Annotated in this window: 9 protein-coding genes and 2 pseudogenes; 7 read left to right on the top strand and 4 right to left on the bottom strand. The window is 67.5% G+C overall.

Going from position 1 to position 13,468, the window contains the following annotated elements; genetic code table 11:
- Window positions 1-22: 22 nt before the first annotated feature.
- Window positions 23-382 (bottom strand): hypothetical protein, encoded by a 360-nt coding sequence (locus AB0E78_RS41535; RefSeq protein WP_361844808.1) that lies wholly within the window; start codon window positions 380-382, stop codon window positions 23-25.
- A 59-nt stretch (window positions 383-441) separates the two neighbouring features.
- On the opposite strand from AB0E78_RS41535, the gene AB0E78_RS41530 reads away from it, so the two are divergent.
- Complete coding sequence (locus tag AB0E78_RS41530; RefSeq protein ID WP_361844806.1) at window positions 442-984, top strand: hypothetical protein; 543 nt, start codon at window positions 442-444, stop codon at window positions 982-984.
- A gap of 124 nt (window positions 985-1,108) precedes the next feature.
- Here the strand turns inward: AB0E78_RS41530 and AB0E78_RS41525 are convergent, their stop codons facing one another.
- The gene (locus tag AB0E78_RS41525) at window positions 1,109-1,426 is read right to left on the bottom strand and encodes a transposase (RefSeq protein ID WP_361844803.1); all 318 of its coding nucleotides are present in this window, start codon (window positions 1,424-1,426) and stop codon (window positions 1,109-1,111) included.
- Window positions 1,427-1,863: 437 nt separating this feature from the next.
- On the opposite strand from AB0E78_RS41525, the gene AB0E78_RS41520 reads away from it, so the two are divergent.
- From AB0E78_RS41520 to AB0E78_RS41505, 4 genes and pseudogenes are all read left to right on the top strand, one after another.
- Entirely contained in the window at window positions 1,864-2,175 is a 312-nt protein-coding gene (locus AB0E78_RS41520) for a calcium-binding protein (protein ID WP_361844800.1), read from the top strand.
- Window positions 2,176-2,501: 326 nt separating this feature from the next.
- Window positions 2,502-2,745: pseudogene (locus AB0E78_RS41515) on the top strand (IS5/IS1182 family transposase); the annotation flags it as partial.
- A 533-nt stretch (window positions 2,746-3,278) separates the two neighbouring features.
- The gene (locus AB0E78_RS41510; protein ID WP_361844798.1) at window positions 3,279-4,331 is read left to right on the top strand and encodes a reverse transcriptase/maturase family protein; all 1,053 of its coding nucleotides are present in this window, start codon (window positions 3,279-3,281) and stop codon (window positions 4,329-4,331) included.
- Between the two features lie 110 nt (window positions 4,332-4,441).
- Window positions 4,442-4,573, top strand: a pseudogene (locus AB0E78_RS41505) (IS5/IS1182 family transposase); the annotation flags it as partial.
- 218 nt (window positions 4,574-4,791) lie between these two features.
- On the opposite strand, the gene AB0E78_RS41500 reads toward AB0E78_RS41505, so the two are convergent.
- A complete protein-coding gene (locus AB0E78_RS41500) occupies window positions 4,792-5,169 on the bottom strand; it encodes a nuclear transport factor 2 family protein (protein ID WP_361844795.1) in 378 nt (125 codons plus the stop codon).
- Window positions 5,170-5,857: 688 nt separating this feature from the next.
- Between AB0E78_RS41500 and AB0E78_RS41495 the strand changes: the two genes are divergently transcribed.
- Complete coding sequence (locus tag AB0E78_RS41495; protein WP_361844852.1) at window positions 5,858-6,400, top strand: GNAT family N-acetyltransferase; 543 nt, start codon at window positions 5,858-5,860, stop codon at window positions 6,398-6,400.
- An 898-nt stretch (window positions 6,401-7,298) separates the two neighbouring features.
- Here the strand turns inward: AB0E78_RS41495 and AB0E78_RS41490 are convergent.
- Window positions 7,299-7,640 carry a hypothetical protein gene (locus tag AB0E78_RS41490; RefSeq protein WP_361844792.1) on the bottom strand — a complete coding sequence of 114 codons (342 nt, stop codon included), beginning with the start codon at window positions 7,638-7,640 and terminating at the stop codon, window positions 7,299-7,301.
- A gap of 2,641 nt (window positions 7,641-10,281) precedes the next feature.
- On the opposite strand from AB0E78_RS41490, the gene AB0E78_RS41485 reads away from it, so the two are divergent.
- On the top strand, window positions 10,282-11,055 hold the full coding sequence (locus tag AB0E78_RS41485; protein WP_361844789.1) for an NAD(P)H-binding protein: 774 nt from the start codon (window positions 10,282-10,284) through the stop codon (window positions 11,053-11,055).
- The last annotated feature ends 2,413 nt before the right edge of the window (window positions 11,056-13,468 follow it).

Raw genomic sequence — 13,468 nt, 5'->3', positions numbered from 1 at the left:
GCCGGACCCGGGGCGGCCTCACTCAGGGCGCGAGAAGCTGGCCGAGCGGTCGCCTGCGGTCGGCGTCAGCTGCCGCGCGGCGTGCGAGCTCGCCGCCGTCGCTGAACACCGGACCCTGCCAGTGCTCCGGAGCGACCACCGCAGCCAGGTTGACGGAGGTGCCGAACTTCCCCGCCGCCGTGTAGAGGGTCTGCAGAGTTTCAAGCGCTCTGGCGTCCAGCGCGCCGATGCGCACCACCCACACCTGCCGGGCTTGGTCGAAGGCCCCTACCGAACCCAGAAGCCGGATCTGCTGATCCCACGCCCGGCTGCTGGCGTGTGCGGACTGGCAGGTGGCCTCCAGGAGCCACCGGATCGAAGACCCACCAGGAGACGAAGTCATGCCTTCGAACGTAACGCCTGCTACTGACAACCGGCCGCCGCCCGGAATAATGCGCGGTGATGGACGCGAGCGTGGCGGGTGTGGTGGGCGCGGCGATCGGCGTGCTCGGAGCGGTGGCCGGCGGCTGGGTCTCGGTGGTCGGTCAAGGGCGCCAGCAGCAGCGGCAGTTGCAAGCAGAGCGGGAGTACCGGCGCGAAGCGGCACGGCGGGAGGCGTACGGCGCGCTCATCGCGAGCACCAAGCTGCTGTCGAATGCGTGGTGGCGGTTTGCCGACTCGGTAACGGACGAGCAGTCCCCACCGGAGCATTGGAGGGCTTCCTTCGCCGAGGTGCATGAGACGTGGACCCAGTTCAGCACCGCGGTCGCAGCTGTAGCTGTGGCCGGGCCGGTGGCCGCGGCGCAGGCGGCCGAGGAACTGCGCGTGGCGATGTACGACTGGGAGATGGCGGGGATGGACTGGTTCTCGGCGGCCCTGCGGGAGGACCACGGTCGACTCACCGAGTGCGACGAGCGCTTCAAGGAGGCGTGGCAGGCAAAACGCACGCCGGACCGCGCTTTTCAGCAAGCCGCACGGCGAGCCCTGGGAACAGAAGAGCCATAGAAAACCGCCCACACGGCGATCGGCCCGCCCGGTGGCCGTAGGTCCGCGTTCGACGAGACCTTCAAAGGGTTCGCGGGCTTCGCCCTGGAGCGATTCTGGAGATCTTGTCCCCGCGAGGGCCGGTTCAGGCCCGGGCTGCAGCGGCAGCCGTTACCGTCTCTGCTTGCGGTTCCGCGGGCTGCGCCGGCATGGGGCGCAGGCATCCGCGGCGCCGATAGACACACTTTTCTGCGGCTTCGCCCAGGTTGTGCCAGAGGTGCCATCGGTCGGCGACCTGGATGGCCTGCGGAGCGCCGCGGGTGGCGCCTTCGGCGAAGAAGGGAGCCCGGTCACGGCAGACGATCTCGATGCCGGTCCGCTCGGCGAGTCGGGCCGCGAGGGTGTCTGTCTCCCGGTCGGGCAGGAGGTCGATCGGACAGCGTGTTTCCACGTCGACGAGCACAGTCCCGTAGATCTGGCCCTTGCGCCAGGCGCACTCGTCTACGGGGGAGCGGTGGTGACGGGGTCCGGAAGCGAGGCGATCAACCTCAGCAGAGTGTTCCTGCTGACCGGGATCTTGAAAGCATCCGTCATGTGGGCGCGCCTGCCCGGCCTGCGAGCGCAAGAGCGATCGATACCAGCGTTGATCACAGCCGCTTGGTCCGCCGCTCGAACCGGCGAGTGAGTCCGGGTACTTGCTCGGCGGAGGTTTTGCGTGGGCAGGAGTCCTCCGTGCAGATCTTCTGCCCTTCAGCCCATCGGTGGATGGGAAGGATCACCGTGCTCAGAGGCATGAACCCGACGACTACGCGGGCTTCCCGCCGCCACCGACGTGCCGACCGGCAACACAGATCCGGCAAGCCGCGCCGGCCTGGCGGCGGGGGCCGCTACCGTGAGGTCATGAGCACGCTGGGCAGGGCCGAACTCGAGACCCTGATCGAAGAGGCGACGGTGGACGCCTACGGCGAGGACGAGCAGCGGACCGGTCTGTTCACCATGCTTGAGGAACATCTCGAGGTGCCCTTCACCACCGCGGTTCTCGGTGTGGAGGTGCCGGTGCGCGGCGTCGACCTCTCGCCCGACGGCAGGATCGTCGCCCTGTGCTCGCATGGCCGTGCCCGGCAGCCGATCGACATCCTGGATCTGCCGTTGCCCGCCCCCGCGCCCCGGGGTGCGCAGTGGATCGAGGCGTACCGCTACTGGGCCGGTTGAGGCCGGGCGCCCCTCACTTCACGCGGAACCGGCTTGCGCGAAAGGTCTGGTTTCGGAAACCGCCGCGCACATCAAGCGGCGAGAGGGCACGCAGGACATCCCGATCATCCTCCTCACCGGCCGTGGCGTCGAGCCGGTGCGGGGGTCGTGGGGCCTGCACCAGTCCTCAGCGCCGAGCCCCCTGTCCCTTGTCCCGTCTGCGCACCCATTCCCTCACTCGCTCGATCGTCTCGTCTGGCGTAGGCATCGCCGAGTACACGACGAACTCTGTGTAGCCCGGGTCGTCGATGGACAGCGGTGGCAGGGGATGCTCGCGCAGCCTGGCGCTGACCGGCGGAAACCGCCATGACGTCACGCAGTTGCTTGCCCTTGGTGGACAAGATTCCGGCAGCGGCTGGCGTGGTCGGCCGGCCCAGGCGCAGACCCGATGCGCTGCTCGCCGGTCGTGCCTACGATCACGACAAGTACCGTCGCCTGCTCTGGCGGCGCGGTATTCGTCCGCTGATCGCCGAACGAGGCGTCGAGCACGGCTCTGGCCTGGGCGTTTTCCGTTGGGCGGTGGAGCGCACGATGTGCGCCACGTGGCGTTCTGTTTGTATCCCCGGTTCAGCCGGGAGGAACTCGGAAGGAGGGTTCTGGGCCAGATGACTTACCTGGATCCGAAAGGTGAAGGGGACAACAGCATGTCAGAAAACCAGTGACCGGGCTCAGTTGTCAGGAACGGTGTGCTGAGTGGCCCGCGCGATATGGCGAAGGCTGGATTGCTTGAAGCCTAATCTCCAGAAGATACAAGTTCCCATCCGTCGGAAAGGCGGCTGAAACCGGCGCCGTGCTCTGCATTGGACCGATCGTGATCCGGTGCACTTCCGGAGTGCGGAGCGATGCCCAACGAGGGCATTCAAGGAGATGAGTGGGACGCCTACGTCGCGCTATGACGTACAGCAGAGACGAACGTGGGATCGCCTACGGGACGCGAGTCCTATGGCGACGGAGGCCCCGTAGTTGTCGCCGGAGCAACGCCCGGCCAGGGAGGACGGGAAAGCCGTACGCAGGGCGAAGAGGGCCAGGTGATTCGGACGCCCGAGACTCGGGAGGTATGCGAAATGCAGAGCGCCGAAACGGTGCTGGGTGTCCTGCGTGAGCGCGGCAGGCGCGGTCTGTCGTGTGACGAACTGTATCGGCAGATGTCCAACCCGCAGTTATATCTGCTGGCTTACGGGCGTATCTACGCTAACCATGGCGCGATGACACCCGGAGTCACAAAGGAGACGGACGACATGTCCCAACGGAAGATCGGACGCATCATTGATGCGATACGCCACGAGCGTTACCGATTCCGTCCAGTGCGCCGCGTGAACATCCCGAAGAAGAACGGGAAAACGCGGCCGCTGGGACTGCCGACGTGGTCGGACAAGCTCGTTGGTGAAGTGGTGCGCCTCCTACTGGAAGCGTATTACGAGCCGACGTTCTCCAGCCACTCTCACGGGTTCCGGCCCCGAAAGGGATGCCACACCGCCTTGCGCGAGGTGGATCATACCTGGACCGGGACTTCTTGGTTTGTTGAGGGGGCCATCGCCGACTGTTTCGGGAGCCTGGACCATGACGTCCTGCTCTCGATCCTCGGCGAGAAAATTCATGACAACCGCTTCCTTCGGCTGGTGCGCAACATGCTGACGGCCGGATATGTAGAGGACTGGAGGTGGGGGGCCACGCTCTCCGGAGCGCCGCAAGGCGGAGTGGCTTCCCCGATCCTGTCCAACATTTACCTGCACAAGCTGGATGAGTTCGTCGAGAAGGTTCTCATTTTCGAAGCCCGCATTGAACGGAAGAACAGGAGTCCGCTGGTCGCACGGTTCGGTGGCATTCCACTCCAACGGAAACAGACGGCAGAAGTCGTCGACCGTGAGCCGGTCCGGGTGGACTATCCGCAGAAGGAACTCGCCGCGAGGCTCCTTGCGGATACCTGCGAGATCTGTGGGAGCAGGGGCAATGTTCAGGTTCACCATGTCCGTGCACTCGCCGACCTCGCACATGCCGGATGGCAGCCTTCTGACTGGGTGCGCGTCATGCTTCACCGACGCCGCAAAACGGTTGTGGCTTGCGACACTTGCCATAACCGAATCCACTCAGAACGGCCTGCTAAACCACTCACGTAGTAGTCACTGGAGAGCCGGATGACAGGAAACCGTCACGTCCGGTTCGGCGGGAGGCCGTGCGGAAAAGGACTCGCCTTCGGCGGGCACCTCGCCGCGCGGCCCACCCATCCGCGTGGCTGCACGGCTTTCGACGGCTGAGGATCCGCTGGGAGCGACGCGATGACATCCACGAGGCCTTCCTCGGCCTCGCCACCTGCTTGATCACCCACCGGCACGTCCAACGTCTTTGTTGGGACCTCTAAGAGCAGCGACAGCGACTGGACGGCCGACGAATTGCTGCTCGTCTTTCGGGGAGACAGAGTCCACGGCCGAGCCCCCTTAGGCCAGGAATGTGCCGTTCTGGTCATTGTCCAGCTCCAGGTCCGATGGCACATCTCGTGGCCGATGGGCTCACTCGCGCGCGTCGCTCCGTGGAGGTGTAGTCACCGCTTCACGAGAAGGACAGCGACAGAAGGACGACTCAGGAGGCGGACGGCTCGATCTCCCCCGCAAAAACGATGACCTGGTCAATGAGGTTCAGCCGCAGATGGACGACGTCCGTTCCCGCCAGGCGGGGGCCTCCATCCGGCGTGGTGAAGACCCACTGGTACCGGGCCCACTCGTCAGGCATGTCCACCGCTGAGGAGCGCACCATCGTGCCGGTCCCCGCCGGGTGGCGCCGGATGTCCACCACGAACCGCTCGACCGCCGCGATTCCTTCGCTGCGACCCAACGGCCCCCAGAAGACCACATCTGAGGTCAGGGCCTGGGAGAGCAGGGCAGTCACATAGCTGTCGTCCGAGGCGTTAAACGCGGAGATGAACGTGTCGATCGCGGAGCGTGCCGTCTCTTCCTGCATGCCCCAGTAATACCATCCGTTGCGCGTGCGCTCGTCCCGCGAGCCGCCTTCCGATCATGGTGGACCATCCCGGTCACAGCACTAGTTGCTGCCGCAAGTAGCGAGGACGGCAGTGCGTGGCACGGTCATTGATGCCGGCTTCCGTCGACGCCGTGATCCTCGTCCGGGTCTCCTCGTGGGATGCCTCGGCTTCGGTTGCTGGCTTCACCGCCAGGTGCCGCCGTCGCGTGGTGCGCGCTTTTCGTCGGCATCGCTTCCGGCTGGCGATCCCCTGCTCCCCAACCGAGGCCTCTGCCGCTTCCGTGTCCCCGCCGTGCCGCACTCAGACGCTTCGGCTTCCACCTCCACCCACAGCATCGTGCCACCACCGCCTGGTGGTGTCTCTGCGCCAGCAGGGAACGGAGCTTGGCCTTCCGGGCGCTGGTGGTGCGCCGTGCGACCTCCGTGTCGAGCAGAGACTTCTGTACACCGCCTACGCTTGCTGGTCACCTGTTGGCGTAGCGGCCCTGGAGTCTCGACCACGCCGACATTCTCGCAGCTCAACCCCTCCCCGAAAATGAGCTCCACCCAACTGAGCACGCATGGCACCATCACTCCATGGGAAGAGCCGAACACCGTGCCCAGGCCGCAGCGCCGAAGGCCGACCCTCGTACTGCGCCCGCTGACGGACGCTGACCTCGTGCAGGTCATGCCTCTGCTGCGCGGAGTGATCAAGCAGGAGGACCCGGAGGAGCTGGCGCTGTACCTGTCTGCACCTTCCTCGGCCAACCGGTTCGCTGCAGGACTCGTCGCGCAGGGCAATGGTCAAGTCCTCGGCGTGGCTGCAGGAGCCGGTATCAGCCTTGCCCTTCCAGGACTGCAGGTGTCGGAAGAAGAGATCACCCGCCGAATCGCGCTCTTGGATGTCATCGCGGTACACGAGGACCACCGGCGCAGGGGGATAGGCGCACTGCTGCGCGACGCCGTGCTGGGGCATTTCCGGGAGGTGGGCCACCGACTCGTGATGGCGAAGTTGGCGGCAGGCCGCCGTGACCTGGTCCCCATCTACTCCGCGTGGGGATGGAACGTGGGCCACCCCCACGCTGGGGTGGGCGTCGCGCTTGGCCCCGATCCCGTAGTACTCGCCGAGGAGCCGGCAACGCGAGTGGCGTGGACCGCGATCGACCCCCAAGTACACCAAGACCTAACCCTCGTTCCCGGTACGCCGGTCGTAGCAGGCGTGTTCGACTGACGCACGTCTATCTGCACCGGCCCGATCCAAGAGGCTCCGTCCGGGGGACTTTACGACGACGTTCACAGGTCTGCGGTGCGCCCAGTGCACCTTGGCGGCCGCCGGATTCCGGCAGCCGGGTGCATGGCGCCTGATGGACCACAAGACAGCCACAGCAACTTGGGGGCCGACGTCGCGGTGGTGGCCCAGAAACTGTCGGAACAGACACGGTCCGGCCAGCTACTGATGAGGTTGGTGATGCGGTGCAGTTCGGTGTTGAAGATCGCCCGGCATGGGCGACCCAGACCTACGGGCCCTCGGACCTCTGGAATCCTTTGGACCGCGAGTGCGTCACCGGCGGAAGCGCATCCCAATTTCTGCTGCGCCATTCGGGTGGCTTCGTTGATGCCGTGGATCCGCCTGCCGTCCGGCAGCGGTTAGCAGGGTGTGTCAATCGATGATCCTTGCGCGGGCGAAACCGTGTCGTGTGCGTGTGCCCGGCCCCGATTCGTGGTGGTGGTGGCCGGTCACCGCTACCAGGCCATTCCGTCAGTGCCGATGAGGAGCCATTGTGCGACGGCTACTCGGCGCCTCTCCAGGCTCCTTGTCGGATCGGCCGGGCCCTGGACCTCCGCAATCCCCACCTTTGCGGGCAGCCCAAAAAGAGTGGCGAGCCGTGCCGGTGGGACATCACCCGCGAGCCGTGCCGGGTCCACCTGAGCCACGAAGCTCAGGAGCGGGAGCGCATGCGGCAGGAGGCCGAAGCCGAGCGGAGGAAGGAGCTTGAGGAACAGCGGCAGCGGCAGACCGAAGAGCGGCGGCTGGGCCTGATCAGCATCCTCTCGGTGGCTTGCCCTCACTGCCTGGCTCCCGCCGCGGCGTTGTGCCGCAGTCGGCGAGGCGCCGTCACGCGCCCCCTTCACCGGGCTCGGCGCCAGCTGGCCGGTGTCCCAGGGCCCAAGGAATTCGTCATCGAGGCGACGAGTTTCCACAGGCTGAGGGTGCCAGAGCCTCCCTGGACGGGGATCTCCGCGCTCTGCTGGACGATCCGCTGCTGGACCGGACCGCGCAGACCGAACAGCGATTCGCGGCCGAGCAGCATGAGGCAGCACAGCGGAAGATGGACGAGGCGCAGCGCGATCTTTGGCTGGCGGCCGACTCGCGGGAAGACGTCGTCCGCGCACAGCCCTGTCCGGCCTGTGACGCCGCCCCGGGCGCGGCGTGCCAGCAGTTCGGAAAGCCGTTCCGCAGACGCTGGCATGCGGAGCGCATCGAGGCGGCCAGGGCATGTTCGGCCATCCACGACGACGTGCTGGCCATCTGACGACCGGGCTGCTGAAGGCCTGCCTGAACAGGCCTCCTGCCGACGGCAGCTCCCTCGAACTGCCCACCCGGAGCGCGGTCTGGGCTCGATGGCGTCTAAGGTCGCACGCTCACGGAGCGGCGCCTCACGATCGCCTCAAGTTGGTTCGTAGTTGAGGGTGTAGAGGCGGTCCGAGCGATGTCGTCGCGGACGACGCGATGCCGCACGTCGACGTCGCCGACCCACGGTGACGGTTCCTGTGGGGAAGTGGTCGGCGACCGTCACCGGTGTGAGAGCAGAGCACGCACCACGGGTGCGTGTAGAGGTAGCGCTTACGGATGCGTTCCCATCGGAGGCCGTAACCCTTGGCCGTGGTCGTGCCCTGAGCCGCTTCCGCTTTTTTGGTGTGAGTAGGGCACCGGCCACCACGGGCGGTCAGCTCCGGGTAGCCGGGGACTGAGCAAGGGGGGGCGGGGTCTGCGGGGGGTAGGGGGATCACATCCAGAGCAGGATGGGAAAGGGTGTGGGGCTTGCATCACGCCGAGTGACCGTTCGTGCTCAACCACTTAAACAGCCGTTGTGCGCCCCCCTGCGCTGCCGTGCTCCGAGCCATGCAGCCCTGCATGTCGTTACGGTCCTCAGACAACACAGCGGGTCCACGAGACTCAACGTAGCGGGCCAAGGGAGAACCAGGTGGCTTCTAAGACAACGCACCCATCCTTCGAACTCCGCTGCGGGGGGCTGCACTTGACGATCCAGCGCATCCCCGGATGGCTGGTGGCCGCTCTCACCACGGGCGCGGGAAGCGGGCTTGCAGCGTGGCTCACTGCGCGGTGACACGCGTTGTCATACAGCACCTCACAAAATGCGGCACGCCCCATAGAACAGCGGTTCGCATCAGGTGCAGCGTCCTCCCGTGGTCAGTTCCGGGCAGCCGGGTACCGAGCACCCGGGGGGCCTCCGAGGTCTGGGGGCCTCCAGGGGGGGGTGAGGGCCTTTACGGATAGTCGATTTGGGCTATTCAAAATACTCTCTGAATTAGGCATTTCTGCATTACGCGTTGCGAGGGGTGGCGTTGGGTATGGGGAAACCGACCACGAGCATTAAGACGACCGAGCAGGCCCGCGATCGGCTTCGCGTTCTCGCGGAGGAGGACGGCATGACCATTGCCGGTCTGGTCGAGGAACTGGCTCTATCTCGCATGACGGCTGCTTAGCGTGAGGAGCGTGCCCGTGCGGCCGCTGCGGACCTCGGTCTGGACTACACACCCGAGCTCAGGGCCCGGGGGCAGGCGGCGTGGGATCTCGTCGCCCGGCACGCCGAGCGGGAGCGGAAGAACAGCGGGACCAGCGCCGCGTGAACCTGACCGTCGTGCTGGACCACACCGCGCTGAGCGGCTTCTTCCGCGGGGAGGAGTTCTTTTACCAGCCTGTACGTGGAGGCCTCGCACCGCCGCGGCCAGATCATCGCCCCCGCCCTCTCGATCCTGACTGCTGAGCGTGAGACGCCGGGGGCCGGAGCCCATGCGGTCTCTCGTCCCTTCATGACGATCGCCCCCTTCGAGGCAGCGAACCTGCGGGATTCGTTGACCTGGCCGTCCACCGCGCCCTGGTCAGTCGTGCATGCGGCCGCTCTGTACTGGCAGGCACTGTCCCAGGGCGATTCGCTCCACGTGATTAGCACCGCCCCCCAGCTGTACACCGGCACCGCGTAAGGCCTCTCAACCCCTACACGTAACCGGAGGCCAGGATGAAAGGCGCGGGCAATTGACTGAGCAGAGCACGCCAGCTGACGCCGTGTGCCCTCGGTGGGTGTCGCGCCGGGGCGGAACTCACCGCCGTGCTGGGCGAGTTGAGTGACCTTGATTTCTCCGTACGGGGCGGGACCGCATTCAGGTCGGTGCCGGGCGACAGATAGCGATCGAGCTCGCCCTGCCGGCGCCGGCAAGGTGGCTGGCAGCCGGTCGGCGTGAACCGGCTGTTCGGGTCCGGCGTGGGGTGGCGGCTGGGGTGTTCTCCACTGCTGCCCGGTACTCGAGCCTCTGCCGTGGGCAGGGCTAAAGCGTTGGGCCGGGTTGGTTTCATGGGGTGGGGGAGGGGTGGTGGGGGTTGAGGGTGAGGTGTTCGTCGGGGGTAGGTGCGTTGAGGACGATGTGCACGGTGTCGGTGGTCTGTGTCTCTTGTTCGGGGCTGGGCCGGCTGTCGGGGCGTTCGTTGCTGTGGGTGCTGTGCAGTTCTTGGTCGCGGCGTGTGGGTGCGGGTGTGCGGGAGGTTGAGGCGGGTGCGGGTGCGGGTGCGGGTGCGGGTGCGGGTGTGGGTGGTGAGCCGGCTGCCGGGGTTGATCGTCGTGCTGGTGTCGGCGGCCGACGCCCGTAGCCAGGTCTCCTGCACCGTGTCCTTGGCCGTGGCGTGCGCGCGGGGCATGCGGCAGGCGAGCGTGTGCGGGTGGTGTGGGTGGTGGGTCTGGAAATTTCCTGGGGCCCAGGCTGTTTTTCAGGATTGTTTTCGTGGAGTTGTCACATCTGGCCGCGGTGGTGCGTCAGAGCAGTAGAACCAACCTTCCGCATACCGCGGGCCGGGCAACTTTTAAGGGGTACATGATGAGTGTTGACGCCACGATCCTGGTCACCGGTGGTACGGGAACGCTGGGCCGTCATGTGCTGCCGCTGCTGGGGCAGGCGGCGCCCGGGCGGCGGGTGCGGGTGCTCAGCCGCAGCCGCCGGCAGGACACCGACCAGGTCACCTATGTCACCGGTGATCTGATGAGCGGTGAGGGCGTCGCGGAGGCGCTGGCCGGGGTGGACACGGTGCTGCACCTGGCCGGCGGCGCCAAGGGGGATGACGTGGTGGCGGGCCACCTGGTCGCGGCGGCCAAGGAGGCCGGGGTGCAGCACCTTGTGCACATTTCGGTGATCGGCGCGGACCGGATGCCGATGGCGTGGTTTGCCACGCAGCGCGCGGCGGAGGAGGCCATCACCGGTTCGGGCATCGCCTGGACGATGCTGCGGGCCGCCCAGTTCCACGATCTGGTGCACCAGATGGTCGCCAAGATGGCCCGGCTGCCGTTTGTTCCGGCGCCCGGCATGCGCCTGGAGCCGGTCGATGTACGCGATGTCGCGCAGCGCCTGGTCGAGCTGACGCTGGGCGAACCGGCGGGCCTGGTGGCGGAGTTGGCCGGGCCCAGGGTGTATACGATGGATGATGTGGTGCGCTCCTACCTGGATGCCACCGGGCGCCGCCGTCCGGTGGTGGGGATGCGGGTGCCCGGGAAGGCGGGCCGCGCCTACCGTGAGGGCGTGAACCTGGCCCCGTCGGAGCACGCGGTGCACGGCGAGCGGACCTGGGAGGCGTTCTTGGCGGAACGGGCCGCCTGAACCCGCTGTTGTGCTGTGCGCCTCCCCGGCCGCCTGCGCGCCGGCCCCGGCATCCCCTGGCCTGGTTCCGGCATCCGCTGGCCTGGTCAGGGGCATCGTGGCGGGGCCGGCGAAGTCCGGGACGGCGAGACCTGGTGCGCCTGGCGCACCCGGCAGGCGCAGCGCCAGCAGCACCCAGGGAGCCGGCCGCTCAAGAGGTGCTGCACAACCTGAAGACGGCCTTGCGGACAAGCGGCCGGGGACGCCTGCTGGGCTGGCGCATCACCGGACATCGCCTGCCCGCGCACCGGCACGGACCTGTCAGGGCAGGGGCCACACACGATCGGTCCGGGTCTGCGGATACCGCGTGCGATGGCTGCAATGGATGCAGGAGTCGCTGGCCTCCGAGTCTTTCTGCTCCTTGCCGTCGAGAAGGCAGGCCGGTGAACGCGCGGGCGGGTAGCGTCCCAGTTCACCGGCGCAGCCAGCCCGGCAGGCGAAGAGGGCCGGTCCGCCTCTCTCGCAGGAGGCCGGCACATGGCCCGCTGCACGGAGGGGGGCGCGGCGGCATCGGGCGACACCGTTGGGCTGTGCCGCCCCGGCCTTCACGACAGGGTGGCGCCCAGGGGGCTGGGCCCGGACCGTGCGCGTGTGGCTGCGGTCCATCGGATGCGGGGGATGGCCGGTGTGACGCTGCCCCCTCTCCGACAGCGACGCAAAGGCACCTCACGGCGCGCCCCCTGCGTGCGAAGTCATGGACGGGGCGGGCGGCACTGTTCTACGGCTCTTGCCGCGCCCCCCCCGCAGCCCTGCCGCGCCCCCCCGCAGCCCTGCCGCGCCCCCCCGCAGCCCTGCCGCGCCCCCCCCGCAGCCCTGCCGCGCCCCCCCCGCAGCCCTGCCGCGCCCCCCCCGCAGCCCTGCCGCGCTCCCCCCGCAGCCCTGCTGCGCCCCTCGCCAGCCCTGCTGCGCTCCTCGCCTGCCCTGTTGCGCCGTCGGCCCTGCGTGGCCGGTAGCGCGGCGTGCCTGCCCGGTCAGCGGAAGGCCTCGGCCGTTCGCGGGGGAGGGGCTGTCTGCCCTTTTCGGTCGCGCGGCTGTGCGCAGGAGGGCAGGCGAGGAGCGCAGCCGGTTCTGACCGGGGATTCGTCCGTGATGGCCTGGGATGCGCAGGATGGCCCGCAGGCTGGCGTCTTGGATATGCAGAAAATCTAGGCTTCTGCCCTGGGAACATGTGGGACTTGAGGGTTGCGGGGGGGTGTAGTGGTGGGGGTGGGCGGGTAGTGCCCGCCCACGGCGAAGCCTCCAGGAGTGTTCCCCTCCACCGAGCTGGGGGCGGTGTCAGCCCGTCATGCCTGGCTGTGAAGATGTGTTGGGGGAGTCGTTTCGCGATGAGTGTGACAGTCGCGTTCTGACCGAGTTTGCGATGATGGTTGGATTTGATGTCAGGCGGGGGCTTGCGGCGGGACTATGGGGTGTGCTTCTGCCGCTGGGGGCTCGCAGTGGAAGGTGAAGCTATACACGGCAATCCGCAAGAGACACCTCCGCGCTTCCACTCAGCCCTGGTTACCTTCTACCCTCAGAACAGGTGAAGTTGGGCTTCGTCCCGCACCGCAGGCTCCCAGCCCCCGAGCCGTGACCATCGAGGCCGGCTGGAGCCGCATCGCCGACTACACGGCTCCAGCCTCCGCTCTCCACGCGTAACCGGTCGGCGGGGCAACTCCCGCAGCCTCGCCCCCACGCCAGGAGGGCACCTCGCGCGAGGACCAAGGGGGAGCCAGGGTCCCGCGCAGGGTCCGGTCGCCGCCCCATCTACGGCGCGGCGACCGGGCATCTTCCAGCTTCCCACCGCAGAAACGGGATGTCCCCCCTACGGCCCATTACTTCGCCGTTCAGTGGCATCGCGACTCACTGGCCACCGTCCCGGGCCGATCGCACAAGGGGGAGTGAACGGGCGGCGGCCGCCGTTGCAAACGGCGGCCGCGTGCCCCGTCCTGGTGGCCGCTCCCCGGCCACTGGAGCACTCCCTCCAGGCAGCCGGGGGCGTGGTCCAGCCCGGCCTCAAAGTGCCCCGAGGGACTGGCCGGACTGTCGACGACTTCCGCGGAAGAGGAAGGCAAGCCCGGCGCTTGTGGGATGCGCCGCAGGCTCACTCTGCTGCGGGATATGCCCTCGCGGGCGTCAGGAAAGACGGTGGAGGACTGCTTTCAGCCTAGGCCGCCACCACGGCTCCTGACCGCCACAAACGTGAACTGTTACGCGAAACCGGCATCGGGCGCGGGAGGGCCCACACCCAGGCTCTGAGCCAGCCACGACGGGAGCCCAACGTCATGCGCAGCCTGGCATATCGGCTTCGTGAGCCGGTTGTGGTTGTGACATCAAAAGTCATCGTGATTGTTCATGCCGAGAGGCGCTCAGTGGCTCCCCAACACATCGCGAA

This window comes from Streptomyces sp. NPDC032198, from assembly GCF_040636975.1.
Taxonomy (GTDB): Bacteria; Actinomycetota; Actinomycetes; order Streptomycetales; family Streptomycetaceae; genus Streptomyces.
The sequence above is the reverse complement of the archived record's forward strand: the minus strand, read 5'-3'. Positions and strand labels throughout refer to the sequence as shown.

Excerpts from the sequence above, each read along its gene's own strand:
- AB0E78_RS41535 (WP_361844808.1), bottom strand. The coding sequence starts at position 382 with ATGACTTCGTCTCCTGGTGGGTCTTCGATCCGGTGGCTCCTGGAGGCC.
- AB0E78_RS41530 (WP_361844806.1), top strand. The coding sequence starts at position 442 with ATGGACGCGAGCGTGGCGGGTGTGGTGGGCGCGGCGATCGGCGTGCTC.
- AB0E78_RS41520 (WP_361844800.1), top strand. The coding sequence starts at position 1,864 with ATGAGCACGCTGGGCAGGGCCGAACTCGAGACCCTGATCGAAGAGGCG.
- AB0E78_RS41510 (WP_361844798.1), top strand. The coding sequence starts at position 3,279 with ATGCAGAGCGCCGAAACGGTGCTGGGTGTCCTGCGTGAGCGCGGCAGG.
- AB0E78_RS41500 (WP_361844795.1), bottom strand. The coding sequence starts at position 5,169 with ATGCAGGAAGAGACGGCACGCTCCGCGATCGACACGTTCATCTCCGCG.
- AB0E78_RS41495 (WP_361844852.1), top strand. The coding sequence starts at position 5,858 with ATGCCTCTGCTGCGCGGAGTGATCAAGCAGGAGGACCCGGAGGAGCTG.
- AB0E78_RS41490 (WP_361844792.1), bottom strand. The coding sequence starts at position 7,640 with ATGCCAGCGTCTGCGGAACGGCTTTCCGAACTGCTGGCACGCCGCGCC.
- AB0E78_RS41485 (WP_361844789.1), top strand. The coding sequence starts at position 10,282 with ATGAGTGTTGACGCCACGATCCTGGTCACCGGTGGTACGGGAACGCTG.